Annotated in this window: 29 protein-coding genes and 1 riboswitch; of the genes, 8 read left to right on the top strand and 21 right to left on the bottom strand. The window is 70.3% G+C overall.

Going from position 1 to position 25,853, the window contains the following annotated elements; translation table 11 throughout:
* Window positions 1-96: 96 nt before the first annotated feature.
* The 15 genes from ribH to O2L01_RS18865 all read right to left on the bottom strand — a co-directional run bounded on the left by ribH (window position 97) and on the right by O2L01_RS18865 (window position 13,281).
* A complete protein-coding gene (ribH, locus tag O2L01_RS18935; RefSeq protein WP_270123578.1) occupies window positions 97-567 on the bottom strand; it encodes a 6,7-dimethyl-8-ribityllumazine synthase in 471 nt (156 codons plus the stop codon).
* Window position 568: 1 nt separating this feature from the next.
* Complete coding sequence (locus O2L01_RS18930; protein ID WP_270123577.1) at window positions 569-1,858, bottom strand: bifunctional 3,4-dihydroxy-2-butanone-4-phosphate synthase/GTP cyclohydrolase II; 1,290 nt, start codon at window positions 1,856-1,858, stop codon at window positions 569-571.
* Window positions 1,855-2,445, bottom strand: coding sequence for a riboflavin synthase (locus tag O2L01_RS18925; RefSeq protein ID WP_270123576.1), 591 nt, complete (start codon window positions 2,443-2,445; stop codon window positions 1,855-1,857). The genes O2L01_RS18930 and O2L01_RS18925 overlap by 4 nt, the downstream gene beginning before the upstream one ends.
* A gap of 89 nt (window positions 2,446-2,534) precedes the next feature.
* Window positions 2,535-2,676, bottom strand: a riboswitch (FMN riboswitch).
* Window positions 2,677-2,758: 82 nt separating this feature from the next.
* Window positions 2,759-3,748, bottom strand: a complete 990-nt coding sequence (locus tag O2L01_RS18920; protein WP_270123575.1) for a GGDEF domain-containing response regulator — start codon at window positions 3,746-3,748, stop codon at window positions 2,759-2,761.
* Between the two features lie 7 nt (window positions 3,749-3,755).
* Entirely contained in the window at window positions 3,756-4,451 is a 696-nt protein-coding gene (gene rpe, locus O2L01_RS18915) for a ribulose-phosphate 3-epimerase (protein WP_270123574.1), read from the bottom strand.
* Between the two features lie 96 nt (window positions 4,452-4,547).
* On the bottom strand, window positions 4,548-5,903 hold the full coding sequence (locus O2L01_RS18910; protein WP_270123573.1) for a glycoside hydrolase family 6 protein: 1,356 nt from the start codon (window positions 5,901-5,903) through the stop codon (window positions 4,548-4,550).
* Window positions 5,904-6,073: 170 nt separating this feature from the next.
* The gene (locus O2L01_RS18905; RefSeq protein ID WP_374727620.1) at window positions 6,074-7,501 is read right to left on the bottom strand and encodes an RsmB/NOP family class I SAM-dependent RNA methyltransferase; all 1,428 of its coding nucleotides are present in this window, start codon (window positions 7,499-7,501) and stop codon (window positions 6,074-6,076) included.
* Window positions 7,459-8,382 carry a methionyl-tRNA formyltransferase gene (gene fmt, locus O2L01_RS18900; RefSeq protein WP_270123571.1) on the bottom strand — a complete coding sequence of 308 codons (924 nt, stop codon included), beginning with the start codon at window positions 8,380-8,382 and terminating at the stop codon, window positions 7,459-7,461. Before fmt ends, O2L01_RS18905 begins: the two co-directional genes overlap by 43 nt.
* Window positions 8,379-8,930, bottom strand: coding sequence for a peptide deformylase (gene def / locus O2L01_RS18895; RefSeq protein ID WP_270123570.1), 552 nt, complete (start codon window positions 8,928-8,930; stop codon window positions 8,379-8,381). The genes fmt and def overlap by 4 nt, the downstream gene beginning before the upstream one ends.
* 188 nt (window positions 8,931-9,118) lie before the next feature.
* Entirely contained in the window at window positions 9,119-9,826 is a 708-nt protein-coding gene (locus O2L01_RS18890) for a hypothetical protein (protein ID WP_270123569.1), read from the bottom strand.
* A 2-nt stretch (window positions 9,827-9,828) separates the two neighbouring features.
* On the bottom strand, window positions 9,829-10,557 hold the full coding sequence (locus O2L01_RS18885) for a hypothetical protein (RefSeq protein ID WP_270123568.1): 729 nt from the start codon (window positions 10,555-10,557) through the stop codon (window positions 9,829-9,831).
* Window positions 10,558-10,560: 3 nt separating this feature from the next.
* Entirely contained in the window at window positions 10,561-11,244 is a 684-nt protein-coding gene (locus tag O2L01_RS18880; protein WP_270123567.1) for a hypothetical protein, read from the bottom strand.
* A 2-nt stretch (window positions 11,245-11,246) separates the two neighbouring features.
* Window positions 11,247-12,005: a hypothetical protein gene (locus tag O2L01_RS18875; RefSeq protein WP_270123566.1), complete on the bottom strand. Its 759-nt coding sequence runs from the start codon at window positions 12,003-12,005 to the stop codon at window positions 11,247-11,249.
* Entirely contained in the window at window positions 12,002-12,883 is an 882-nt protein-coding gene (locus tag O2L01_RS18870) for an ATP-binding cassette domain-containing protein (RefSeq protein WP_270123565.1), read from the bottom strand. Before O2L01_RS18870 ends, O2L01_RS18875 begins: the two co-directional genes overlap by 4 nt.
* On the bottom strand, window positions 12,880-13,281 hold the full coding sequence (locus O2L01_RS18865) for a GntR family transcriptional regulator (RefSeq protein ID WP_270123564.1): 402 nt from the start codon (window positions 13,279-13,281) through the stop codon (window positions 12,880-12,882). The genes O2L01_RS18870 and O2L01_RS18865 overlap by 4 nt, the downstream gene beginning before the upstream one ends.
* 180 nt (window positions 13,282-13,461) lie before the next feature.
* Here O2L01_RS18865 and O2L01_RS18860 point away from each other — a divergent pair, with 180 nt between their 5' ends.
* The 6 genes from O2L01_RS18860 (at window position 13,462) to O2L01_RS18835 (ending at window position 18,190) form a co-directional block, all read left to right on the top strand.
* On the top strand, window positions 13,462-13,602 hold the full coding sequence (locus tag O2L01_RS18860) for a hypothetical protein (protein WP_270123563.1): 141 nt from the start codon (window positions 13,462-13,464) through the stop codon (window positions 13,600-13,602).
* A gap of 198 nt (window positions 13,603-13,800) precedes the next feature.
* Window positions 13,801-14,652 carry an alpha/beta fold hydrolase gene (locus O2L01_RS18855; RefSeq protein ID WP_270123562.1) on the top strand — a complete coding sequence of 284 codons (852 nt, stop codon included), beginning with the start codon at window positions 13,801-13,803 and terminating at the stop codon, window positions 14,650-14,652.
* A 44-nt stretch (window positions 14,653-14,696) separates the two neighbouring features.
* Entirely contained in the window at window positions 14,697-15,692 is a 996-nt protein-coding gene (locus O2L01_RS18850; protein ID WP_270123561.1) for an NADP-dependent oxidoreductase, read from the top strand.
* A 50-nt stretch (window positions 15,693-15,742) separates the two neighbouring features.
* A complete protein-coding gene (locus O2L01_RS18845) occupies window positions 15,743-16,612 on the top strand; it encodes an alpha/beta fold hydrolase (protein ID WP_270123560.1) in 870 nt (289 codons plus the stop codon).
* Between the two features lie 89 nt (window positions 16,613-16,701).
* The gene (locus O2L01_RS18840; protein ID WP_270123559.1) at window positions 16,702-17,439 is read left to right on the top strand and encodes a hypothetical protein; all 738 of its coding nucleotides are present in this window, start codon (window positions 16,702-16,704) and stop codon (window positions 17,437-17,439) included.
* 148 nt (window positions 17,440-17,587) lie between these two features.
* Entirely contained in the window at window positions 17,588-18,190 is a 603-nt protein-coding gene (locus O2L01_RS18835; protein WP_344469097.1) for a TetR/AcrR family transcriptional regulator, read from the top strand.
* Window positions 18,191-18,263: 73 nt separating this feature from the next.
* On the opposite strand, the gene O2L01_RS18830 is transcribed toward O2L01_RS18835, so the two are convergent.
* The 3 genes from O2L01_RS18830 to O2L01_RS18820 all read right to left on the bottom strand — a co-directional run bounded on the left by O2L01_RS18830 (window position 18,264) and on the right by O2L01_RS18820 (window position 20,713).
* Window positions 18,264-18,905, bottom strand: a complete 642-nt coding sequence (locus tag O2L01_RS18830) for a response regulator (protein ID WP_270123557.1) — start codon at window positions 18,903-18,905, stop codon at window positions 18,264-18,266.
* Window positions 18,902-20,119, bottom strand: coding sequence for a sensor histidine kinase (locus O2L01_RS18825; RefSeq protein WP_270123556.1), 1,218 nt, complete (start codon window positions 20,117-20,119; stop codon window positions 18,902-18,904). The genes O2L01_RS18830 and O2L01_RS18825 overlap by 4 nt, the downstream gene beginning before the upstream one ends.
* Before the next feature lie 114 nt (window positions 20,120-20,233).
* Complete coding sequence (locus O2L01_RS18820) at window positions 20,234-20,713, bottom strand: VOC family protein (protein WP_270123555.1); 480 nt, start codon at window positions 20,711-20,713, stop codon at window positions 20,234-20,236.
* A 279-nt stretch (window positions 20,714-20,992) separates the two neighbouring features.
* On the opposite strand from O2L01_RS18820, the gene O2L01_RS18815 reads away from it, so the two are divergent.
* Window positions 20,993-21,247 carry a hypothetical protein gene (locus O2L01_RS18815; protein WP_270123554.1) on the top strand — a complete coding sequence of 85 codons (255 nt, stop codon included), beginning with the start codon at window positions 20,993-20,995 and terminating at the stop codon, window positions 21,245-21,247.
* Here the strand turns inward: O2L01_RS18815 and O2L01_RS18810 are convergent, their stop codons facing one another.
* Window positions 21,248-22,003, bottom strand: a complete 756-nt coding sequence (locus O2L01_RS18810; RefSeq protein ID WP_270123553.1) for a DUF72 domain-containing protein — start codon at window positions 22,001-22,003, stop codon at window positions 21,248-21,250.
* A gap of 78 nt (window positions 22,004-22,081) precedes the next feature.
* Here O2L01_RS18810 and O2L01_RS18805 point away from each other — a divergent pair, with 78 nt between their 5' ends.
* Window positions 22,082-22,582 (top strand): DUF4190 domain-containing protein, encoded by a 501-nt coding sequence (locus tag O2L01_RS18805; RefSeq protein ID WP_270123552.1) that lies wholly within the window; start codon window positions 22,082-22,084, stop codon window positions 22,580-22,582.
* Between the two features lie 12 nt (window positions 22,583-22,594).
* Here the strand turns inward: O2L01_RS18805 and O2L01_RS18800 are convergent, their stop codons facing one another.
* Both O2L01_RS18800 and metK read right to left on the bottom strand, forming a co-directional pair.
* Window positions 22,595-24,484, bottom strand: a complete 1,890-nt coding sequence (locus O2L01_RS18800; protein WP_344469099.1) for a primosomal protein N' family DNA-binding protein — start codon at window positions 24,482-24,484, stop codon at window positions 22,595-22,597.
* 96 nt (window positions 24,485-24,580) lie between these two features.
* Entirely contained in the window at window positions 24,581-25,774 is a 1,194-nt protein-coding gene (gene metK, locus O2L01_RS18795; RefSeq protein WP_270123550.1) for a methionine adenosyltransferase, read from the bottom strand.
* Window positions 25,775-25,853 lie beyond the last annotated feature (79 nt).

Here is a 25,853-nt window from a genome sequence, read left to right as displayed (position 1 = left end):
GGCGCCAGTGGGGGTTCACCCCCCCGTCACCCCCCCCCGCCCCCTCCGCGCGCGGGCCCGGCCGGATCGGCCGGGCCCGCGCGCGTTCAGCGGTGGTCAGTCGAGCGAGCGGATCGCCAGCGCCGCACCGAGGGCGGCGATGACCGCCTCGTATCCCTTGTCCTCAGTGGAGTCGGGATAGCCGGCGCGGGCGAGGGCCTGCTCCTGGTTGTCGACGGTGAGCACACCGTGGGCGACGGGGGTCGACTCGTCGAGCGCGACCCGGGTCAGCCCCTCGGTGACGGACTTGCACACGTAGTCGAAGTGCGCGGTGCCGCCGCGGATGACGGTGCCGAGGGCGACCACGGCGTCGTACCGGCGGGCGAGGGCCTGCGCGGCGATCGGCAGCTCGACGGCCCCGGCCACGTGCAGGACCTTGACGTCGGCGACCTTCGCGTCGGCGGCGGCCTCGAGCGAGCGCTTGAGCAGCTGGCCCACGATCTCGGTGTTCCAGTCCGTGGCGACGATCCCGAGCGTGAGCCCGGAGGCGTCGGGGACGTTGATCGCGGGTGCTCCGTGTCCGGCCATGTTAGGCAGCCTCTCTTGTGAGCGCAGTTTTCACGAGGACGGGCGAGGGCAGGTCGGCCAGCAGGTGGCCCATGCGGTCGCGCTTGGTGGTCAGGTAGGCGAGGTTGTCGGGCGTCGCGTAGGTCGGCAGGGCGACCCGGTCGATGACCTCGAGGCCGTGGCCTTCGATCCCGGCGCGCTTGTCCGGGTTGTTGGTCAGCAGCCGCATCGACTTGATGCCGAGGTCGGCGAGGATCTGCGCGCCCACGGCCCAGTCGCGGGCGTCGGCGGGCAGTCCGAGTTCGAGGTTCGCGTCCACGGTGTCGCGGCCCTGGTCCTGGAGCTGGTAGGCCTGGAGCTTGTGGACCAGGCCGATGCCGCGGCCCTCGTGGCCGCGCATGTACAGCACGACCCCGCGGCCCTCGGCCTCGACGGCGCGAAGCGCGGCCTGCAGTTGGGGGCCGCAGTCGCAGCGCAGGGAGCCGAAGGCGTCCCCGGTCAGGCATTCGGAGTGGACGCGCACGAGCACGTCCTCGCCGTTCCCGATGTCGCCCTTGACGAGTGCGACGTGTTCGTTGCCGTCGAAGACGGCGCGGTAGCCGACGGCGGTGAACTGGCCGGACTCGAGCGGGAGGCGGGCCTCGGCGAGGCGCTTGACGTGGACCTCGTTGCGCTGGCGCCACTCGACGAGCTGGGCGACGGTGATGAGCACCAGGTCGTGCTCGTCGGCGAACTCGCGGAGCTCGGGCAGGCGCATCATGGTGCCGTCGTCGTTCATCATCTCGCTGAGGACGCCCACGGGCTCCTTGCCGGCGAGGCGGGCGAGGTCGACCGCGGCCTCGGTGTGGCCGGTGCGGACGAGCACGCCGCCTTCCTTGGCGCGCAGGGGCACGACGTGGCCGGGGCGGCTGAGGTCGCCGGCCACGGTGCCCGGGTTCGCGAGCACGTTGATGGTGTGGGCGCGGTCGGCGGCGGAGATGCCGGTGGCGATGCCGCGGCGGGCGTCGACGGTGACCGTGTAGGCGGTGCCGCGCGGGTCCTGGTTCTCGGCGGCCTGCGGCGGGAGCTGCAGGAGGTCGGCGCGGTCGCCGAGCATCGGGACGCACAGGTAGCCGCCGGTGTGGCGCACGGTGAAGGCGACGAGTTCGGGGGTGGCGTCCTCGGCGGCGAAGATGATGTCGCCCTCGTTCTCGCGTCCCTCGTCGTCCGCGACGATGACGGGCCGGCCGGCCTTGATCGCGGCGATGGCCTCGTCGACGGTGTTCATGACGACAGTGTTCATGGCGATGTCGTCCACGTGGATCTCGTTCATGACAGGCTCCCGGCAGCTTGGAGGAGTTTTTCGACGTGCTTGGCGACGACGTCGGTCTCGATGTGGACCGGGTCGCCGACCTGCTTGCGGCCCAGGGTGGTCGCTTCGAGCGTGGTGGGGATGAGGCCGACGGAGAACTCGTCGCCCTCGATCCAGGCGACGGTCAGGGAGGTGCCGTCGATGGTGATCGAGCCCTTCTCGACCACGTACTTCGCGAGGCCCGGGGGCAGGCGGAAGGTGACTTCCTCCCATTCGGCTGCGGGCGTGCGCTTGACGATCTCGGCGACGCCGTCGACGTGGCCCTGCACGAGGTGACCGCCGAGGCGGGTGGTGAGGGTGGCGGCGCGCTCGAGGTTGACGGGGTCGCCGACCTGGAGCTTCCCGATGACCGAGCGGCGGTAGGTCTCCTCCATGACGTCGGCGGTGAAGACATCGCCTTCGACGCTCACGACGGTGAGGCAGACCCCGTTGACGCTGATGGAGTCGCCGAGGGCGGCGTCAGAGGTGACGACGGGCCCGCGGACGGCCAGGAACGCTTCACTGGCCTTGACGACTTCGCCGAGTTCTTCGACGATTCCGGTGAACACGGTTGGAACTCCCTACCTTGCGACTCGATCTTCGGTACGCAGGCGGGGGCAAGAGAAAGGCTCGCAGGGGCCACCAGTGGCCTCCTACGTTGCGTCTGCTCCCATCCGGACTTTGACCGTCGGTCCTGGATTCTCACCAGGTCAACCGTCCGCTGGATGCGGACGGGTCGCGGACTCGCAGCCTTGGCTGCTCACCGCCGGCTCGGAATTGCACCGACCCCGCTGACGCGCGTGTTTGCTACAAGGAATTGTGCCACGGGGATATTCCGCCGTGATCCTCACTGTGACGCACCCGACTGGCGGCGGTGGCGTTTCAGCGTTCGTTCGTCCAGAAGACGGGACGGCGGTTGGTGCGGCCGGGGGCGCGGCCCTCGGGGAAGGCCACGTAGTTGCCCGGGTGGGACTTGGCGACGCTCTTGAGGGTGGTGGCCTCGGCGACGGCCTCGTAGGCGTCGGCGAAGCGGCGCACGGTGGAGAGGGCCACCCCGGTGGAGAGGGTGGGCAGGCGCGAGCGGGTGAGGCGGCGGGAGGTGCGGTCGGCGTGCTCGATGTAGCCGCGCTCGACGTCGCGGGGCTCGCAGAGTTGGCGGACGCGGCGCGCGAAGTGGTCGTTGAGGAAGCCGGTGACGGCCTCGGCGTGGTCGGGCAGGCACAGGATGGTGAAGTCGTCGCCGCCCACGTGGCCGAGGAAGACCGGGGCGGCCCCAGCGTCCCCGGCGGCGGCGTAGACGCATTCGGCGAGGGCGCGGATGAACTCGTCGCCGCGCACGAACCCGTACACGTCGTTGACCGCTTTGAACTGGTCGATGTCGATGTAGCACAGCGCGAACGGGTCGCCGCGTTTGATCCAGGACTGGAGTTCGCGGAGGATCCGGTCGTTGCCGGGCATGCCGGTGAGCGGGGAGGACTCGCGGACCTCGCGGTGGCGGCGGATCGCGGAGTCGATGCGGGCGGAGACCTCGGCGGGGTCGAAGGGCTTGGCGATGTAGTCGTCCGCGCCGGCCTTGAGCCCGGCGATCTTGTCGGCCGAGGAGGGCTGGGCGCCCAGGAGGATGATCGGCAGGCTCGCGGTGGCCGGGTCGGCGCGGAGCTGGCGGGTGAGGGCCAGGCCGTCGATGAACGGCAGGTCGGCCTCGAGCAGGACGATGCCGGGGCGGCGCAGCGCGATCCCGGCGAGGGCCTGGTAGCCGTCGCGGGCGAGCGCGGTGTCGAAGCCGTCGGCCCTCAGCCGGGCCGCGAGGAACTCGGCGATCTCGGGGTCGTTGTCGGCGATGAGGACCAGTTCGGGGGTGGCGGCGGGCATGGGCGCGTCATCCGGATGATCGCGCCGCGTCGGCGCGGGCGCGCAGGCGCCGGGCCGCGTCGGCGGGGTCGGCCGCGCCGTAGACCGCGGTGCCGGCGACGAACGCGTCCGCTCCGGCCTCCGCGGCGGCGGCGATGGTGTCGTCGGCGATGCCGCCGTCGACCTCGATGCGCAGCTCCAGGTGGCCGCTGTCGGCGTGGGCGCGGGCGGTGCGGACCTTGTCGAGCAGCCCGGGCATGAACTGCTGGCCGCCGAACCCGGCCTTGATCGTCATGATGAGGAGCATGTCGAAGGACGGCAGGATGTCGAGGTAGTCCTCGACGGGCGTGTCGCGGTCGATCGCGAGGCCGGCCTTGGCGCCCGCGGCGCGCAGGTCCTTGGCGAGCTTGACGGGGTCATCGGCGGCCTCGGCGTGGAAGGTGACGTTGTAGGCGCCGAGCTCGGCGTAGCCGGTGGCCCAGCGCTCCGGGTCCTCGATCATGAGGTGGCAGTCGAGCGGGATGTCCGTGGCGGCCTTCAGGGACTTCACGACGGGCGGGCCGAGCGTGAGGTTGGGGACGAAGTGGTTGTCCATGACGTCCACGTGGAGCCAATCGACGTGGCCCTCGACCGCGGCGGCCGCCTCGGCGAGGCGGGCGAAGTCCGCCGCCAGGAGACTCGGAGCGATGACGGTGTCGGCCTGGGCCGTTCGGAACTGTGCCACACGGACAGTGTAGGTCGCGGAACGGCGACGCAGGCCGGACACCTGGGCCCGATGTGGTCTCCACACCGGGCCCGAGGTGCCGGTCGCGGTCTCAGGTCAGCAGGGGACGTCCATGTCGGCGGGCGAACCCGAGGCGACGAAGCCGAACAGCTCCTTCGTCTGGCCGGCCGAGACCGAGGCGTTCCAGCCCACGTCCTTGGCGGTCACGTTGGCCCCGGACGAGGTCAGCGTGGTGTTCCAACTGCTCGTGACCGCTTGGCCCGAGGGCCAGGTCCACTTGACGGTCCAGCCGTTGACGGCCTGGGCGGAGGTCATCGAGACCTTGCCCTGCCAGCCGCCGTTCCAGGTGCTGACGGGATCGATGTGGACGGTGCATCCGGCGGGGCCGCCGGTGGTGGGGTTGCCGGTGGGGCCGCCGGTCGGGGTGGTCGCCGGGTCGGTCGGCTCGACCTGGCCGGGCCAGCCGCTGCCGGCGTTGTTGGCGAGCTGGTAGGCGAGGTCGGGGATGAACTGGCCGGCCGCGCCCGCGCAGCCGTCGGCCTCACCGGGGAGCTTGACCCACAGGTACGCGTCGATGCCCGCGACGCCCGTGGCGGTGGTCGGGAACTTGCCGATCGCGCGCCCGGGAGGGTCGCACCAGTCGTTGGGGTTGGGCGGGTTCAGCGGCCCGTTGCCGTTGCGGCTGGTGTCGATGACGACGCCCTTGCCGGTGCCCACGATGCCGCGCACCTGCTGGGCGTAGGCGGTGGTCTCGTCGGTGGTGCGGTAGTTGGAGACGTTGAGCGAGAAGCCGTCCGCGTACTGCAGGCCCGCGGCCTGGAGCCGCCGGGCGGCCTCGTCCGGCTTCAGCCAGGCCGAGTTGCCGGCGTCGATGTAGACCTTCGCCGCCGGGTCGGCGGCGTTGAGCTTCTGCGCCGCATACGCGAGCGAGGCGTTGATCTGGGCGCGTTCGGTGGAGCCGTAGCAGTCGTGCGCGATCACGTCAGGCTCGATCACGATGTACGCGGGCCCGTCGATCTCGTTCGCGATGGCGTCGATCCAGCCGCGGTACGCGTCGTGGTTCGGAGCGCCGCCGCCGGAGGCGCCGCCGCAGTCGCGGTTGGGAATGCCGTAGACGACCATGGTCGGGGCCGCGCCGGAGGCGGCAGCACCGTCGACCACGGCGGCGACCTGGGCGGCGATCCCGCCGGTCGGGTTGTACTGGGTGAACCAGGTGCCCGCCGGGGTCTCGGCGATCCGATCGCGGATCACGGCCGTGCGTGAGTCGTTCGGGTTCTGGCTGACCCAGCGGGCCGCGCCGGTGTTCGGGTTCGTCCATAGTGCCTGGGCCTGCGCCGAGACGTCCTCCTGCGCGCCCGCGTTGGGGCTGAGGAGGAAGCCCGCGCTGAGCGCGGTCGCGACCGCGGTCGCCATCCCCGCGACGATCGCCGCGAGGCGCTTTCGTCGGTTCATCTGGTGCTCCTTGGGTCAGTTGTGCCGGTAACCCGGGGAAATATTTACCCCTATCTATGAATGGTAGCGCTTCCAGTTCGTCTGGTTTCGCTACCCCACCCGAAAAAACCAGGCCCCCCGCCGCGACCGGTTCGCACCGTGACGCGGCAGGAGGCCCTACAACTGGAGTGTTACCGGTTGCCGGTCTTGCGAAGCAGCGCAAGGAACATCGCGTCCGTGCCATGGCGGTGCGGCCACAACTGCGCGAAATCGCCGCGCTCCGAACCCGGCACCCGCTTCGTGAGCCACTCGGGACGCACGAGCTCCGCTCCCCCGGCCTTCAGCACCGACCCCACGACCTCCTCGGTCTCCGCGATCACCGGCGAGCAGGTCACGTACGCGACGATCCCGCCCGGCCGCGCCAACCGCAGACCCGACGCGAGCAGCTCCCGCTGCAAAGGCACCAGGTCGTCGATGTCGCTGCGCTGCTTGCGCCACCGCGCCTCAGGGCGACGGCGCAGCGCGCCCAGACCCGAGCACGGGGCGTCCACGAGCACCCGGTCCGCCGAACCCGCCTCACCGAACGTGCGGCCGTCCCCGGTGTGGACGGTGACGGGCAGACCGCGCGCCGCCTTCGACACCAGCTCGGCGCGGTGCGACTGGATCTCGACCGCATCGATCCGCGCTTCCCGCTGCGCCGCAATGGCACCGAGCAGACCCGTCTTGCCGCCGGGACCGGCGCACAGGTCGACCCAGGACTCATCAGAGCCCTCGAGCGGGGCCTCCGCGAGCTGCACCGCGACCAACTGACTGCCCTCGTCCTGGACGTGCGCCAGCCCGGTCGCCACCGCCTTGACCCGGCCCGGATCACCGCTCGGCAGGTACACCGCATACGGCGACCACTGGCCGTGCACACCGCCGCGCGTCTCACGCGACAGGTCGCCCTTGGTGATCCGACCCGGCTTGGCGCACAAGTGCACCGGCGGCGCCACATTGTCCGCCGCCAGCGCCGGCGGCAGCTCGTCCGGACCGACCACCGCCTCGAACTCGGCCGAGATCCACTGCGGATGCGCGTACCGCAAGGAAAGGTCGTGGAGGCGGTCGCCCGTCGCGAGCTCGGTCGTCCACTCCTCGAGGTCCTTCGCGGCGACCTTGCGCAGCACGGCGTTCGCCAGCCCGGAGACGCGCGGCGACACGGCGGCCTTGACGAGGCTGACGGTGGTCGCGACGGCCGCGTGCGGGGGCACGCGCATGTACAGCAACTGATAGGCGCCCAGGCAGAGGGCGTCCACGAGGTCCTGCTGCAGCTGGCGCACGTCCCGCCCGGAGGCGGCCGCGAGGATCGCCTCGAGGGTGCCGAGGCTGCGGAGCGTGCCATAGGTGAGCTCGGTGGCGAGCGCGGCGTCCCGGCCGGAGTTGTCGGTCTCCGCGAGCATCCGCGGCAGCACGAGGTTGGCGTACGCGTTGTCGGCGGTGACGGCGCTGACCGCGTCGAACGCGACGCGGCGCGGGTTGACCTTCGGGCGGTCGCTCTCCTCGCCGCTCACGCGGGGACTGCGTCGTTTCTTCTTGTCGCTCATGCGAACACCGGGCTCTCGGTCTGGAGGCCGCGGCCCCATGCGGCGGCGTCCATGGGCTTCTTCCCGGCGGGCTGGACCTGGTCGAGGAGGACCGGGTCGGTGGCGGTGCCGACGTGGACGTGGTGCTTGGCGAGGGCGATCTCGCCGGGGGCGAGGCGCGGGCCCTCGGGGTCGGGGCGGACGGGGCCGAGGCGCAGGCGCTGGCCTTCGAACTCGGTCCAGGCGCCGGGCGCGGGGGTGACGGCGCGGATGCGGCGGTCGACGGCGAAGGCGGGGTCGGTCCAGCGGACGCGGGCGTCGTCGACGGTGATCTTGGGGGCGTAGGAGACGCCGTCCTCGGGCTGCGGTTCGCCGTAGATCGTGCCGGCCTCGAGGGCGTTGACGACGTCGACGGTGAGGCGGGCGCCGGCGACGGCGAGGCGGCCGAGGAGGTCGCCGGAGGTGTCCGCGGGCTCGATGGGCTCGGTGAGGCGGCCGTAGACGGGGCCGGTGTCGAGGCCTTCTTCGAGTTGGAAGACGCACGCGCCGGTCATCGCGTCGCCGTTGAGGACGGCGTGCTGCACGGGGGCGGCGCCGCGCCACGCGGGCAGGAGCGAGAAGTGGAGGTTGATCCAGCCGAGGCGCGGGATCTCGAGCGCGGCCGGGGGCACGAGGGCGCCGTAGGCGACGACGGGCACGATGTCGGCGTCGAGTTCGCGTAGGCGCTCGAGGAATTCGGGTTCGCGCGGTTTCGCGGGGGTGAGCACTTCGACGCCGTGCTCGTCGGCCCAGGCGGCGACGGGCGAGCGGGAGACCTTGCGGCCGCGGCCGGTGCGCGCGTCGGGGCGGGTCAGGACGGCCGCGAGTTCATGGTCGGACGCGTGGAGGGCTTCGAGGGTCGGCAGCGCGACCTCCGGAGTCCCGGCGAAGACGATCCTCATCGTTTGAAGAACACACCCTTGGAGTCGTGGGGGGTGACTTTGACTTTGACGTCTCCGTTGTACCAGTCCTGGGACTGAATCTCGGCCATCGCGGCCTTGCGGCGCTCGGCGTCGAGGCGGTCGATGAAGATGATGCCGTCGAGGTGGTCGGTCTCGTGCTGGAGGCAGCGGGCCATGAGGCCGGTGCCCACGATCTGCAGCGGGTCGCCGTATTCGTTGAAGCCCTTGGCGACGACGTTCTGGCGGCGGATGGTGTCGAAGTAGAGGCCGGGGAGGGAGAGGCAGCCTTCGGGGCCGTCCTGCTCCTCTTCGTCGGGGAATTCGAGCACGGGGTTGACGATGTGGCCGATGACGTCGTCGACGTCGAAGGAGAACACGCGCTTGCTGACGCCGAGCTGGGGCGCGGCGAGCCCGGCGCCGCCTTCGTCGCGCATGGTGTCGAGCAGGTCCTTCACGAGGCCCCGCAGTTCCTTGTCGAAGGTGTCGACGTCCTCGGCCGCGGTGCGCAGGACCGGGTCGCCGAAGATGCGGATGGGCTGGATCGACAATGTGCTGACCTTCCGATGCGTGTACTGGCCGTCCACCAGTGTCCCACCCGTCGGGCGTTCCGCGTGAGGGGTCGGCGGCCGGTGTGGTGCGGGTCGGGGCCGCCCACCCGGCCGGCCTTCCGGCCGGGTGGGCGGCGGCGGCCCGTTCAGCGGTCAGCATGAGCGTCGACGCTCAGGATTCCCATGGTTCAGGCCTTCTTGTTCCGTATGGGCGCGCGGAGCAGCAGGAGCCACGCGGTGATGGAGAAGAGGACCGCGAGCGCGAGGTCGACCGAGAGGAGCATCGACCCCAACTCGGCCGTGGAGGAGGTGCCGGCGGCCCTGGCGTACTCGGTGTAGACGAACTGCACGACCGGCTGGCGGTAGAGGACGAGGCCGATCGCGAGCCCGGCGACCACGGCGCCGACCGCGCGGTTGCCGAACCGGAGCATCGCGGCGGCGGCCGTGGCGCCGCAAGCGAAGTAGACCGCCGGCCGGACGATGGACTCGGTCAGCGTGCGGCCGTAGAAGCCCCGGTGGTGCTCGACGCCTTCGAAGGTCGAGAAGAACCCGATGACCACGAGCCCGAGCTGGGTCGCCAGGGCGGCGGCCAGCACGGCGGCGGCGCCGAAGAGCGCGAGGGCGGTCAGCGTCTCCTTGCGGGTGACGCCGTTGGCGAGGGCGCGGGGGTAGGTCCGGAAGACCTGGACCCAGGCGAGGCCGATCATCACGAGCGGGACCGCCATGAGGGCGTAGTAGGCGTACTCCTCGTACTGGCCGGTCACGGACCGGTACACCGCCGAGGCCGCGAGCAGCAGGGCGAACGCCGCGACGGCCGCGAGGCCGACGGTGCGTGCGGTCTTGGTCGCCAGTTGCGCGGCGACTCGGTACTTGCGTTGGGTGAGAACGGTGGTCATGGTCAGATCTCCTTCGGTCGCATCGGGGCTTTGGCGAGGAGCGTCACGGTGAGGAGCACGAGTATGGCGGCGAGAGCGACGTCGATCCATCCGAACGTGCTCGTTCTGAGGACGATCTCGGAGCGGTCCGGCATCTCGCTGATGGAACTCGACTGCGGTCCGAGCGCGTCCAGAACAGGACCGATCACTTGCACCCGGTAGACGGTCGCGACCACCAGCAACCCGCTCAGCACCGCTCCGAGTGCTCTGCTCGGCATCCGGTGCATCATGGCGGCCGCGGCGGCGCCGACCCCGAAGTAAAGGGCGGGGCGGACGACTGATTCAAGGAGGCTCAAGCCGTAGAAGCCGATCGGATAGACCGTCTCGGTGAACGGGCCGAAATCGAGGAGGACGACGGCCGCGTGGGTGAACACCGCGCCGACCAGGACGGTCACCGCACCGAACAGCGCGAACCCGTTCAGGGTCTCCTTGCGCGTCATCCCGTTCGTGATGGCCGCCGGATATGAGCGGGACAGGTGCGTCCAGGCGCTCGCGACCATCGTGATCGGAATCCCCCAGGAGAGCAGTGCCCAAGAAATCTCCCAGGCGAAGCCGTTCACGACGGTCACGATCTCTTCTGCCACGGCGACGATGAGGAAGAGGGCGACGAACGCGAGACCGAAGGTCTTGGCGGTGGTCTTGGTGAGTCTGGCGGCGAGGTGGTATTTGCGTTGTGCAAGAAGGATGGTCATTGGTCAAGCCTGCTTTGCTGGGATCGGGACGGACCGGAGCGCGGCGGTGCACGCGGCGACCAGTGCGGCGGTGAGGGCGAGCGCGGCGGCGGCCGAGGTGGCCGTGGACCACCCGGCGTCGAACCACGCGTCGTTGAATTCGAGGTAGAGGGTGGCTGCGTAGAGCGCGCCCGTGCCGAAGAGGACCGCGGCGGAGAACCGGTTGTCGCCGTTGAATCGGGTGGCGAGGGCCGCGATGAGGGTGCCGGTGAAGAAGTAGATCGGCGTGATGGCGAGGTACCGGACGCCGGCGCCGACGGCTTCGCCGAGGCCGGTCGGCGGTTCGCCGGCGATCGACATCGCGGCGTGCTCGAGGACGAACCCGGCGGTCAGGTAGGCCGCGAGGCCGACCGTGGTGAGCGCCCCGAACACGGCGTAGGCGGCGGTGATCTCGCGGCGGGTGCAGCCGCGCGAGATCCACACCGGGAGCTTCGTGTAGAGCATGGTCCCGGCGATGCCGGCGGCGGACCACTGGAACACGGTGGCGATGATCGTCCACAGTCCGATCTCGAAGACCTGGGCGAGCACCGTCGAGACCACGGGGGCCAGGACGAGGCCGCCGATGAGCCACAGGCTCAGCCAGGTGACGGTCCCGGTGAAGAGGCGGCGGCCGAAGCGGAAGCGGCGGTTCGCGATGGCGGCGTTCATGGTCAGGCCTTCTTGCTGCGCAGCGGGATGTCGATGAGGATGCGGCGGGCGGCGATCGCGAGCCCGGCGGCGACGACGGCGGTCCCGGCGAGGACGAGGCCGCGCCCCCAGTCGTCCATGAACCGGCCGAGGACGCCGGCCCACGCGGGGCCGAAGGGCTCGGTGTCGTAGACCGCGTTGTCGAGGCTGAAGACGATCGTGAGGATCGGGAACAGCAGGAGCCAGCCGGTGTTCTGCCAGCGGTAGGCGGCGGCGCCGATGACGGCCCCGGCGGCGAAGTAGGCGAGGTACAGGAGCGGGAAGACGGCGGCGAACGCGGCCGTGTCGCCCCAGGAGCCCAGCACGGTGACGGCGTCGTCCCCTTTGACGCCCTGGCTCCAGCCCATGGCGCCGTAGTAGGCGTGCTCGGCGAGGAGACCGGCGAACACGAGCGCGCCGAGCGCGGCCGACCACAGGAGACCGAAGACGCCCATGGCGACGCTGAGTTCGCGACGGGTCATCCCGGCGGCGATCATGTTGGGCACCAGGGCGTAGAGGAAGCCGCCTGCGACGAACGCGGTGAACCACTTGGCGATGTTCCCGGTGTAGAACCAGGTGGCGAGGTCGATCTCGGTGGACAGGGAGAGCGCGAGCGGGCCGAGGAAGGCGAGGGCGACGGCTGCGAGGATCCAGTACTTGAAGTACTTGAGGGCGGCTCCGGCGATGCCGAGGCCCAGCGAGTAGCGGCGGTTGGGCAGGGTGAGGTTCTGGAGGGCGGTCATCGTCGGGCTCCGTTCCGGCTCGGATCGGTGAGGTGGATGAACAGGTCCTGGAGGCCGACGGGTCCTATCTCGAGTCCGGCGGACGCGGCGCGCTCGCGGGTGCCGGGCGCGAACGCCGCGACGGTGACGCTCTTCGTCCCGCCGAGCTGCTGCTCGGCCAGGATCTCGAGCCCGGCGGCGGCCTCGTCCACGGCGGCGGCCGGGCCGGTGAGGGTCGCGCCCATGTCCTGGAGGACCTCCAGCTCCTCGTGGCGGAGGATGCGTCCCCTGTCGACGATCACGACCTCTTCGAGGTAGTTGGCGACCTCGTCGATGAGGTGGGTGGAGAGGATGACGGTGTGGGGGCGCTCCATGTACTCGGCCAGGAGTTCCTTGTAGAACGCGTCGCGGGTGGGGGCGTCCATCCCGAGGTGCACCTCGTCGAACATGGTGAGCTCGGCGCGCGCGGCCAGGCCGCAGACCGCGGCGAGCACGGAGCGCTTGCCGCGGGAGAGCTCGCGGACCTTCTTCTTGAGCGGCAGCTCGAACCGCTCGGCGAGCTTGAGCGCGTAGGCGGTGTCGAAGCCGGGCCGGATCTGGCCGGTCTCGATGGCGGCCTTCACGGTGTCCGAGTCGTCGAAGTCGCCGCCTTCCCGGATGAGGGCGACGCGCGAGACGATCGCGGCGTTCTCCCACACCGGTTGACCGTCGATGAGGACCTCACCGCTGGTGGGCTTGCGGAAGGCGGCGAGCAGGCTCAGGAGGCTGGTCTTGCCTGCGCCGTTGCGCCCGAGCAGGCCGTAGATCTTGTCGGCTTCGAGTTCGAGGTTCACATCGGAGAGGGCGTCGCCGTCACGGTACTTCAGGGTGACGTCGCGGAGGGTGGCGGAGAAGCTCATTGTCGGGCGCCTTTCTCTTCACTTTTCACGGCTCCGCGAGCGTCGCCGTGCCTGGCTTCGAGGTAGTCGATGATGTCGCCGAGGGAGATCCCGGCCTGGCGTGCCTCCACCACGAGCGGGGCGAGCACGCGCTCGAAGAACCGCTCGCGGAAATCCGCGGCGAGCCGCTCGCGGGCGTCGTCGGCGACGAACATGCCGACCCCGCGCTGCTTGTAGAGGACGCCTTCGTCGACCAGCTCGCGGAACGCCTTCTGCGCGGTAGCGGGGTTGATCTGGTAGAAGGCGGCGTACTGGTTGGTCGACATGACCTTGCCTCCCGGTTCGAGCGAGCCGTTCATGATCTCGGCCTTGATCTGATCGGCGATCTGCCGATAGATCGGTGTGCCGTCATCGAACATCTCGCCTCCTTCGGTCTAGTGCGAATGGGTTCGTCGGTTAAGAGGTTCATTAGTTGACCAACTAACCATAGCACCTCCGGTCCGACGCGCGTCAACCGCGAAGGCGCGCACAGGAACCTGATGATCAACGCATGTGCCTTCCTCCAGCGGCCATGCCCCTCAAGGGGGATCGTGTCGCCGGTGAGCCGGCGTCGCGGCATCGTCGGCGCGTCCGCGAACCTCTGGTTCTGCGCCATGATCAGCAGCTCCGCCTTGTTCGCGGCGTACCGGAGCAGCGTCCCGATCGCGATGTCCGCTTTGCCGGCGATCTGCCGCGCGTGACTCCACTCACGCTGTATTGCGCGAAGAGCTCCCGTGCCGCGGCCAGGATGCACTCGTGTTTGCGCTGCTTAGCGCGTTCTCGGCGGCCGACAGGCGCTCATCTTCCCTCCATGGCGCCCTCCCTGGATTATTTTTCTGAGTGTGTTCATATCTGAGTGTGCTCATGTATAGTCGATGTAGCGAGACGAGGAGAAGCACATGTCGAAGCTGGACACAGCACAGGGCTATCGGGACGCCCCGACGCGAACGATCACGGCGGCAGGCGCCGCGTTCGCCTATCGAGAGCTCGGACCCCGCACCGGCGTGCCGCTGGTCGTCCTGACGCACCTGGGAGCGAACCTCGACAACTGGGATCCGCGCGTCGTGGACGGTCTCGCCCGGGACCGACGCGTGATCGCCGTGGACTACCGCGGTGTCGGCGACTCCACCGGGCAGGTGCGCGCCTCGATGGAGGAGATGGCCGCCGACATGGTTGCCGTCATCAGAGGGCTCGGCCACGACCGGGTCGACCTGCTCGGCCTGTCGATGGGGGGCATGGTCGCGCAGGCCGTCGCGACCCAAGCGCCGGGCCTGGTCGATCGGCTCATCCTGGTGGGCTCCGGGCCCGCGGGCGGCCCGGGCCTGGTGGACATGACCGGGTTGATCATCAGGTCGACACTGCGTGCCCTGGTCACGCTCAACGACCCGAAAGCGCTGTTGTTCTTCACCCGCACACCGGTCGGCAGGGACGCCGCACGCCAGTACCTCGCTCGGTTGAAGGAGCGCAAGGCCGGACGTGACAAGGCGGTCACGCCGAAGGATTTCCGGGCGCAGCTTGCCGCGGTGCGCCGGTGGGGCCGGCAGGCTTCCGCTGACCTCTCGCGATTCCCCGGCCCGGTGCTCGTCATCCACGGCGACAGCGACCGCATGGTCCCGCCCGCGAACGCGGGCGCCCTCGCCAGTCAGCTGCCGACCGCGACAGTGCGGATATTCCCCGATTCAGGACACGGCGTCGCCTTCCAGAACCACCGCGCGTTCGTCGACGCCGCGCTCGACCACCTCCGCCGGTAGCGGCGACCGCAACCAACACCATCACGCAGAAGGAGCGATAAGTCATGAAGGCGTTCGTCGTCAAGGAGTACAAGGCCCCGCTGGAGCTGGCGGAGGTGCCCGAGCCTCACGTGGGCGAGCACGATGTGCTCGTGCAGGTGCGGGCCGCCAGCCTCAACCCGCTCGACGAGAAGGTCCGGCAGGGTGAGTTCAAGCAGTTCCTGCAATACGAACTGCCGTTCGTCCTCGGCCACGACCTCGCGGGCACGGTCGTCGAGGTCGGTGCGGGCGTGCGCGGGTTCAAGCCCGGCGAAGAGGTCTACGGCCGGGCCCGGGACCACCGCATCGGCACGTTCGCCGAGCGCATCGCGGTCGCCGAGGCCGACCTGGCGCTCAAGCCCGCGTCGATCAGCATGGAGGAGGCGGCCTCGCTGCCGCTGGTCGCGCTGACGGCATGGCAGGCGCTGGTCGAGAAGGGCCAGGTCAAGGCCGGGCAGCAGGTGCTCGTCCACGCCGGGGCGGGCGGCGTCGGGTCGGTCGCGATCCAGCTCGCCAAGCACCTGGGCGCGACTGTCGCGACCACGGCGAGCGCGTCGAACGCCGACTTCGTGCGCGGCCTGGGCGCCGACATCGTCATCGACTACCGCACCGAGGACTTCGCGCAGGTGCTCTCCGGGTACGACCTGGTGCTGGACAGCCTCGGCGGGAAGAACCTCGAGAAGTCGCTGCAGGTCCTGCGCCCGGGCGGGAAGGCGATCGGTATCTCCGGTCCCCCGGACCCGGCCTTCGCCCGCGAGGCCGGGCTGAACGCGGTGCTGCGGATCGCCATCGCCGGGCTCAGCAGCGGCATCCGCCGCAAGGCCCGCAAGCTCGGCGTGGACTACGAGTTCCTGTTCATGCGCGCCAGCGGCGACCAGCTCCGCGAGATCACCGCACTCGTCGACAAGGGCGTGATCCGGCCCGTCGTCGGGAAAGTCGTCCCGTTCGACGAGGCTCCCGCGGCCCTCGACGCCCTCGAGAAGGGCGGCGTCCGCGGCAAGGCCGTCATCACCGAAATCTGAACAGACCCGCAAGTCATCACTACCGTCAGACCTATCGAAGGAGCACCATCATGACCACGCAAGACCACTCGGACGGCACCGTCGTCACGTCGTACGTCGAGGCGCCGACCAACACTGTCACCGCCGGCGGCGTCAACTTCGTCTACCGCGAGCTGGGGCCGAAGGGCGGCATCCCGGTCGTATTCTTCGTCCACCTGGCCGCGACCCTCGACTACTGGGACCCGCGGATCGTCGATGCGATCGCGGAGAACCGTCATGTCATCGCGTTCGACCAGCGCGGCGTCGGCGCCTCTAGCGGCGAGGTGCCGGACAGCATCGAGGCGATGGCCGACGACGCCTACGCGTTCATCAAGGCGCTCGGCCACGACACGATCGACGTCTTCTCGTTCTCCCTGGGCGGCTTCATCGCCCAAGCGCTCATAGCGAAGCACCCCGAGCTCGTCCGCAAGCTGGTCCTGACCGGGACCGGGCCCAAGGGCGGCAAGGACATCGACAAGGTCGCCGGTATCACCTACTACGACATCCTGAAGGCGACGCTGACCCGCTCAGACCCGAGGGAGTTCCTGTTCTTCAACCGCGACGTCAAGGGCAAGCGGGCCGCAAAGGCCTATGTCGAGCGGACGACGGGGGCACGCACCGAAGGCCGCGACGCGCCGATGCCGTTGAAGGGCTTCCGGACGCAGTTGAAGGCCATCAAGAAGTACGGCCGCGGCACGCCGCACGACCTGTCGAAGCTCACCCAGCCGACGTTGATCGCCAACGGCGACAACGACCGCATGGTGCCCTCGGTCCTGTCCGAGGACATGCACCGGCGCATCAAGGGCTCCGAGCTGATCATCTACCCGAACTCCGGGCACGGCGGAATCTTCCAGTTCCACCAGGAGTTCGCGCCCATCGCCGCCGAATTCCTCAAGCGATGACGACCGCGTGACCGAACCAAGGGAGATCCACAGTGGCAACCACACCGGCGTTCGTCAAGAAGCCGCTCACCTCCTCGATCCTGCTGTGGGTGCGCGACGATCAACCCCGGCGGCAGGGCATGGACTACTGGAAGGGCCCGCACTCCAAGATCATCAGCGCGACACCGGGATTCGAGGAGTACCGCCAGATCCATCTGGCCGAGTCCAATCCCGGCCTGTGGCCCGCCGTCAGCGGCGTCGAGACGGCCATCCCCGTCGATCGCAGGATCGACGGCATCGCCGAGGTCACCTTCAAGTCGGTGTTCTCGCCGCTGTCGGGCCGGAAGCAGACGAAGCTTGCCTACAAGGATGAGGTGAACGTCTTCCGCCGGACGCTGCTCTACATGGGGCCGCCGAACTCGGCCCGCTGGTACAAGGTCGCGGGCCCCGGCGACAAGGCCGGGTCCCGAGCCCTGATCTTCATCAGGAAGCGGGAGAACGTGGGCACCGGTGCCTTCCGGAAGATCGTCACGAATCGGCTGGTCCCCGCCCTCGCGGGCGACGGCGGGCTGAAGGAGCTCCGGACCCAGGTGTTCATGTCCTGGCGCCGGGGTCTGTGGGACACGCCGAACGTGGCGCACGACAACCCGGCCGACCAGCGCTTCCACGCCTCGCTGATGCTTGGTTTCGCCGATGCGGACGCGCTTCGGGCCTTCTTCGAAGGTGATGCCGTCGCGAAGGTTTCGGCCAAGCTTCCCGCCTTCGCATCGGCAGTGCACGCCTACGAAGTGGACGAGGCACTCACCTACGTGGAAGACGGGAAGACACTTCAGGATTACCGGAGCTGAGCGATCACGATGGCCCGCGACAGTCCATTCACGACAAAGCAGCGGCAGACGCGAGGCGTCCGAGCGTGAACGGCTGCCAGAGCGAAGTCGAGGTCATGGTGGAACGTTCCCTTGCGTCGGATCGGTCATGAACGCCATCGGACACGACATGCCAGCCGCATCCCGCACGGTCGGACGGCGCGAGCGGAATAAGCAGGAGAAGCTCGACCGCATCACCGCCGCCGCCACCGAGCTCTTCGCCGAGCACGGCGTCGACGAGGTCACCACCCAGCAGATCGCTGACAAGGCCGATATCGGCACCGGCACGCTGTTCCTCTATGCCAAGAACAAGGGCGAACTGCTCCTGCTTGTGCAGAACGCCACCTACGCGGACGCGCTCATCCGGGGCAGAGCAGCCGCTGATCTCCTGCCTGAACCATTCGAGGCGGTGATGGCGATCGTCCGCCCTGTCGTGGAATGCAACCGCAAACAGATCGACAACGGCCGAACGTACCTGCGGGAGATGGCGTTCGGGGACCCCGAGGAACCCCACCACCGCGACGCGCTGAACCTCAACGCGCAGACCGAGGAGGCCATCGCCGACGTGCTGCGGCGAGACGAGCGCATCGAACCCGATGCCGCCCCCGTGCTCGCCCACATCGTCTCCGCGATCGCGTTCATCACCATGGCGGCGACGGTCAATGCGGGAAGCTCCGTCGAGGAACTGCTCCGTGAGATCGGCGACCAGGTCCGTGTGATCCTTCCGCGCTGAAAGCGTGGAAATGGGACGCCGCTCCGGGGAGCGTTCTGGGGCGTCCGGCTCCCGCACCTAGGGCCGGAGGCTCTTACACGAGGCCGCCTTCGTAGGCGGCGATCACGGCTTGGGTGCGGTCCCGAACGGCGAGTTTGGCGTAGACGGCGCTGAGGTGGGTCTTGACGGTCTCGCGGCCGAGGAAGAGTGCGGCGGCGATCTCCTGGTTCGAGAGGCCTTTCGCGGCGAGTACGAGGACTTCGCGTTCGCGGTCGCTGAGGTCGCCGATGCCCTTGGGGGCCTTGCGGGCCGGGGTGGCGGCGGCGAGGCGGCGGACCGCTTCGGGGAAGAGGAGGGCGTCGGTGCGGGCGACGAGGCGGACGGCCGCGAGGAGGTCTTCGACGCGGGTGCGCTTGAGCAGGAAGCCGTCCGCGCCGGCGCGGAGCGCCTGCCACACGTAGTCGTCGTTGTCGAAGGTGGTGACGACGAGGATCTTCGGCGGCGAGTCGAGTTCGGCGACGATCCGCTCCGTCGCCTGGATGCCATCCACAGTGGGCATGCGGACGTCCATGAGGAGCACGTCGGCCTTGCCGGAGCGGGCGATCGAGACGGCGTCGATCCCGTCGGCGCCCTGGGCGACGACCTCGAGGTCCGGTTCGGCGCCGATGATCGCGGCGAACCCGGTGCGGATCAGGGCCTCGTCGTCGATCAGCGCGATGCGCAGCGGTGCGGTCATTCCCGGCCCTTCGTCTCAAGCGGTACGGCGGCGCGGACGGTCCATTCGCCCGCGTCCCAGTCGGTTCCGGCTGTGCCGCCGAGGACGGCGGCGCGTTCGGCCATGCCGATGAGGCCTCTGCCGCCGGCTCGTCCGCGCGGGCGGCGTGCGGCCGGGCTGGTCACGGTCACGGCGGCTTCGGCGGGGCCGACGTCGACGGTGACCGTGGCGCGGGGCTCGTCGGCGTGGCGCAGCACGTTCGTCAGCGCTTCCTGCACGATCCGGTAGGTCTCGCGGGAGGCCAAGCGGCCCAAGGCCTCCGGGTCGCCGGCGACGCGCAGGTCGACTGCGACGCCGGACTCCTCGGCGAGGGACGCCAGGTCGGCGAGGTCGCGCTGCGGGGTGCGCGCGTCGTCGCGGTCCTCGCGCAGGGCCCCGATGACGGCGTCGAGCTCGGCCAGCGCGCCGCGCGCGGTCTCGCCGACGGCGGCCATGGCCTGCGAGGCGAAGGCGGGGTCCGTGGCGATGAGCCGGGAGGCGGCCTCCGATTGGACGACGACCACCGAGAGGGCGTGCCCGACCGAGTCGTGGAGTTCGCGGGCGATGCGGTTGCGCGCGGCCAGCCGGGCGGCCTCGGCGCGGGACGCGGCGAGCCGGTCGCTCGCGCCCTGGCCGAGGAGCAGGGGCGCGAGGGCCTTCATGCCGGCGGTCGTGGCAGCGACGACCGCGATCAGCGCGACCAGAAGCAGCGGACCGGTGAGCAGGCCCCAGGCGGTGAAGGCGCGGTAGAAGTAGCCGGGCACGGTGTCGTCGGAGGTGAAGGCGATGCGGGCGCCGTAGAAGAGCAGGTAGGCGGCGAACGGGACGATGGCGAGCGTCAGGCCGCTGACGACGCCGCCGACCGCGGCGTGGAGGGTGAACCAGCAGCCGGTGCGCCACCGCGAGTTCCAGGAGTCGTCGTCGGCGGGCGAGGCGAACTCGGCGCCGAGGAGGCGGCGGGCGGCCGTACGCTCGACCTCGCGGTCGGGCAGGAGCAGGGACGCGGCCGCGACGAGCGGGAGGACCGAGGCGAAGACGACCGGTTCGATGATGTCCTCGAAGCCGCCGTCCGGGACGAGGAAGTTGCGGCCGATCGCGCCGACCATCATGAACGGCATCATGAGCGCGCCGCCGAGGATGATCCACACCCAGCCGCGGTAGGTGGCCCGGGACCAGAACGGGGCGAGGAGGCGCATGGGGCCATTGTGCCAGCGGCGGTTCATCCCTCCAGGATCGCGGGCGGCAGGGCCGGCGACCTCCCTCCAAGGCGGGGCCCCGGTCCCCCGCGCGGGGGACCGGGCCGACCGGGCCTACTTGCCTTCGTAGGCGTCCTTGATGCCCTGGAGGTCGATCTTCTTCATCGCGTACATGGCATTGACGGCGCGCACGGCCGCCTCCTTGTCGGGTCCGCCGAGGTACTGGTCGGCCCCGGTCGGCCACACCTGCCAGTTGACGCCCCACTTGTCGGCGATCCAGCCGCACTGGATCTCGCTGCCGCCGTTGGCGAGGAACGCGTCCCAGAGGCGGTCGACCTCCTCTTGGGAGTCGCAGTTGACGAGCAGCGACATCGCGTGGTCGTGCTTGGCGGAGTCGTCGCCGTTGATGGCGGTGAACGACTGCCCGGCCAGGTCGAAGTTGACGACCATGGCGTTCCCGACGGTGCCGTGGGCGTCCTCGATGTAGGGGACGGTGCTGGTGACCTTCGCGTCGTCGAAGAGGGTGAGGTACCACTCGACGGCTTCCTCGGCGGCGTTGTCCTTGTACCAGATGTTGGTGACGATCTTCTGCATGGCGAGTTCCTTCCGAGCAGTGCTGATGAGCCGATTGCATCAGTTGAGACGAGCCCGCGGGGCGAAACTCATCGCTTCGGCGCGGGTCGGGGCTGGGTTTCGGGGATGGCGCGGAGCGACGCGGCGGCTCGGGGACTAGCTGGCCGCGCTCCCCGCCGACCTGCGCGCGGCCCGCACCAGCGTTGAGACGGGCGCCTCCTGACGTTCCCGGGGTCGCCTGGAAAGCCGCCGCGAACCGCGCGTACCGCAGCGCACGGATTCGCCTGGTATACAGGCGAGGTGACCGAAAAGCACCCCGGCCGCCTCCGCTCCCTGATCGCCGCGCTCATGTACCGCGCGCAGGCGTTCACCGTGGTCGGCTACCTCGGCGTCGCGTCGTTCATCGGCGTCGAAACGCTCATCGTGCTCCTCGGGTTCACCACGGTCCTGCCGATCGCGATCCCCTTCGTGCTCATCGCCCTCGGCCTCGTCTACCTCTTCCGTCAACGCCTCCGCGGCCTGTGGGCCAGGCTCCGCAGCGGGGAAGCGGAGTAGTCAGAGCCGCGCCCCGGGTACCTCGCGGCCGCGGCCGCGCATCAGCTCGGCGAACCGGAACGCGTTCCGCACCGCCGCCCCACCAGGGTCGTTGTTGAAGTACACGTGGCAGTCGGCCGACTCCGGCCACGCCTCGCCGATCCGCTCGCACCACGAACGCAGCGCGGCGTCGCCATAGCTCGGCGCCGGATCCGCCCGGCCCTCGTGCAGGCGCACGTAGCCCCAGGAAGCCGTGCGCCACAACGGAGTCACGGGCCGCCCGCCGCGATCGGCCCAGCACAGCGCCACGTCCCGCTCGGCCAGGATCTCCCGGATCTCGTCGGTCCACCACGACTCGTGGCGCGGTTCCACGGCGACCCGTGCACCACGCGGGAAGCGGTCGAGGCACACGGCCAGGAGCTCCGGATCCGCTTTGAGCGTCGGCGGCAGTTGGAGGAGGAACGGACCGAGCCGCTTCCCGAGCCCCGCCGCCGCATCCGCCAAGCGCCGCACCGGCTCCGCGGGATCGCGCAACCGCTTCAAATGAGTGAGGAACCGACTCGCCTTGACCGCCATAATGAAACCGGAGGGCAGCCGCTCACGCCAGTCGGCGAAGGTCGTCCGCTTCGGAAGCCGGTAGAACGCGCCGTCGTTCTCGACGGCCGCGAAGTGCTCGGCGTAATGCTCCAGCCAGCGTCGCTGCGGCACGTCCTCCGGATAGAGCACGCCCCGCCAGTCGCGGTACTGCCACCCGCAGGTGCCGACGAATACCGGCATGACCCCATTCTGCCGCGCCGGGACCCCTCCCGGGCCGCCGCTGCCACACTGGATCCCCCGACTCGAAGGACCCCCGCCATGACCTCGGAAGACGAAGCCCGACCGGCGCCCGAACCGGCCCCGGAACCCGCGCCCGCTCCGGAAGCCGCCGCGCCCACGCCTGGCGACTCGGCATCCCCACCTCCTTCGGGTACCCCTGAAACCCCGGCCCAGGACGCCCCGTACTCCCCGTACACCTCCGACGCGCCGAACGCCCCCGCAGCCTCGTCCGACGCCGACCTCCCGTCCCTCCAAGGACCCGCCGCGCCGCCGCCGCACCCCTACTGGGTCCCGCCGAAGCCCGGCACCAACGGGTTCGCCGTCGCGGCGCTCGTCGTCGGCATCGTCGGGCTCTGCCTCTGCTTCGGCTTCCTGGGCATCATCTTCGGCCACATCGCGAGGCGTCAGATCGAGGAGACCGGCCAGGCCGGGGCCGGGCTGGCGACCGCCGGCATCGTCCTCGGCTGGATCGCGGTCGCCTGGATCGTCCTGCGGGTCATCGTCATCGGCAGTGCGGGGCCGACCTTGTACGGGTACTGAAACCGTTCGGGCTCAAGCGATCTCGCGAGGGTCGATCTGGATCCGCACCTGCTCGGCCTTCGCGCTGGCCCGCTCGGCCGCCGACTTCGCGAGCACGCTCGCGAGGGCGGCGCCGTCGCGGCGCCGCACGCGCAGCAGCAGCCGCTCGGTGTGCTCATCGACCGGGATCGGCCCGATGACCTCGGCCCCCAGGTCCGAAGGCAGGTTCGCGGCGATCTTCTCCGCCTCCCCGTTCGGCCCGGTCAACGCCGCGAACTTCATCACCGGCGGGAAGCCGAGCTCCGCCCGCTCCTCCAGTTCGACACGCGCGAACCACGCTGCGTCCCAACGGATCAGCGCCTGCACCACCGGCAGTCCGCCGTCGGCCGTGACCACGGCCGTGCCCGTCGGGGCGCACAGCGCCACGGCGTTCATCCAGATCCGAAGCGCCTCTTCTGAAGCGGTCAACTCGGCCCGCGTCAACTGCGCCCACGTGTCGAGCAGCAGCACCGCGCCATAGCCTTGCGGCGCAGCCGGTTCCACCCCCGGCGTGGAGACGACGATCCGCCTGCCTTCCGGGATCACATCAAGCCGTTCCGACGCGTTCGACTCCACCACGTCGACGCCCGGGAACGCGCTCGCCAGCTCCTCGGCGGTGCGCGCGGCACCGATAACGACCGCCCTGATCCGGGTCGATCCGCACTCCTTGCAGCGGTAATGCTCGTCCACGCGGCCGCACCACGTGCACACCGGCGGCCGGTGCGGCCCTGTGAGCCGCAGCGGCCCAGTGCATTCGGGGCACAGCGCCCGTGTGCGGCAGCGCTGGCACGACACCGCCGGCACGTAGCCGCGACGGGGCACCTGCAGCAGCACCGGCAGGTCCGCGTTCAACGCGCTCCGCGCGGCTTCCCAAGCGACCGTGGGCAACCGCGCCGTCGAACTCGACGGATCCGCCGCCAGGTCCGAGTCGTCGCCGATCGGCACGACCCGCGGCGCCGCGGCCCGGAGCGCGGCCCGCTCCCCCGCCGCCGAAACGGCCCACCCGGTCTCGACCAGCAACTGCGCCTGCGGTGTCCGCGAGAAACCGCCGACGACGCACGCGGCACCGGCCAGCTCGGCCCGGGTCAGCAGCACGTCGCGGGCGTGCGGGTACGGCGCGTGCAGGCTGATCAGGTTCTTGTCCCCGTCGTCCCAAACGGCCACGAGCCCCAGCCGTTCCACGGGCGCGAGCATCGCCACCTGCGTCCCTGCGACGACCCGGACCTCGCTGCGCAGTGCCTTCAGGAACGACCGGTAGCGCGGCGTCGGCCCCATCGCGTTCGAGAGCGTGACATGCCGGTCAGGCCCCAGCACCTCGGTCAGCGCCGCGTCGAGGCGTTCCAGGTCGTACTGGTCCGGGACGACCAGCAGGGCACCCCGCCCGGCCGCCGCGGCCGTCGCGGCGGCCTCGGCCAGCCGCATCGCCCAGTCCTCGCCGGGGACGGCGTTCCAGACGATCCGCGGCTGCTTCCCTTCGCGCACCGCGCGCAGGAATGCATCGCCCGCGATATATCTATCCCAGTGAGCCTCGGTCGGCGCCGCCACCGGCAGCGCTTCGGCCGGCTCCTCCTTCTCGACCCGCAGCTTCCGCTCGGGCAGCGCCAGGCGCAGCACGTCCGCCAGGTTCCCCGCGTACCGGTCGGCCACCCGCCGGGCCACCGCCGCCACTTCGTCGGTCAGCACCGGCCCCGGCGGCACCGCCTCGAGCACCGGCAGGATCTTCCCCGGGAACGCCGTCCGGTCCCGCAGCTCCATCACGGTCGCCTTGAGCTTGCGCCCGCTGAACCGCACCGCCACCCGGCACCCCGGCCGCACCTCGTCCAGCAGCTCCACCGGCACCCGGTAGTCGAAAAGCTGGTTGAGCTGCGGCAACGGATGGTCCACGCAGACCGCTGCGTATCGTGCCGGGGACTCGTCCATCGAACAAAAATACCGGGCCCCGCCGACAGTCGGCGGGGCCCGGTGGGGTCTGTCGGCGGGTTAGTTCACGGCCTCTTTCAGGGCGGCGGCGCGGTCGGTGGCTTCCCAGGTGAATTCGGGGAGTTCGCGTCCGAAGTGGCCGTAGGCCGCGGTCTTGGAGTAGATCGGGCGGATCAGGTTGAGGTCGCGGATGATCGCGGCGGGGCGGAGGTCGAAGACGTCGAGGACGGCGCGCTCGATGCGCGCGGGGTCGACGGACTCGGTGCCCATGGCGTCCACGGCGATGCTCACCGGCTTGGCCTTGCCGATCGCGTACGCGACCTGGACCTCGCAGCGCTCGGCGAGGCCGGCGGCCACGACGTTCTTGGCGACCCAGCGGGCCGCGTAGGCGGCCGAGCGGTCGACCTTCGACGGGTCCTTGCCGGAGAACGCGCCGCCGCCGTGGCGGGCGTAGCCGCCGTAGGTGTCCACGATGATCTTGCGGCCGGTGAGGCCGGCGTCGCCCATGGGGCCGCCGATCTCGAAGCGGCCGGTCGGGTTCACCAGGAGCTTGTAGTCGGCGGTGTCGAGGTCGAGGCCCGAGACGACCGGCGCGATGACGTGCTCGGCGACATCGGGGGCCAGGAGCGAGTCGAGCGAGATGTCGGGCGCGTGCTGGCTCGAGACGACCACCGTGTCGAGGCGGACGGGCTTGTTGCCGTCGTACTCGATGGTGACCTGGGTCTTGCCGTCCGGGCGCAGGTACGGCACGGTGCCGTCCTTGCGGACCTCGGTGAGGCGCTGGGAGAGGCGGTGCGCCAAGGCGATCGGCAGCGGCATCAGCTCGGGGGTCTCGCGGCACGCGAAGCCGAACATGAGGCCCTGGTCGCCCGCGCCCTGGAGGTCGAGCTCGTCGTGGCCGTCGGCGTCCACGCGGGACTCCCAGGCCTTGTCGACGCCCTGGGCGATGTCGGGGCTCTGGCCGCCGATCGAGACGTTGACGCCGCACGAGGCGCCGTCGAAGCCCTTCTTGGACGAGTCGTAGCCGATCCTCAGGATCGTGTCGCGCACGATCCGGGGGATGTCGGCGTAGGCGTGGGTCGTGACCTCGCCGGCGACGTGCACCTGACCGGTGGTGATGAGGGTTTCGACCGCGACCCGGCTCGAGGGGTCCTCGCCCAGCAGGGCGTCCAGGATCCCATCAGAGATCTGGTCGGCGATCTTGTCCGGGTGGCCCTCAGTGACCGACTCGGAGGTGAACAGGCGACGTGCCACGGCACTCCTCAACACTTCCACGCCGCGATACGGCGCTCTTCGACTGACTTCGCAGCTCACAAGTCTATGCGGTGAAGAT

Source organism: Glycomyces lechevalierae (assembly GCF_027622945.1).
Classification (GTDB): Bacteria; Actinomycetota; Actinomycetes; order Mycobacteriales; family Micromonosporaceae; genus Glycomyces; species Glycomyces rutgersensis.
This window is presented reverse-complemented; position numbering and strand designations above follow the sequence as displayed.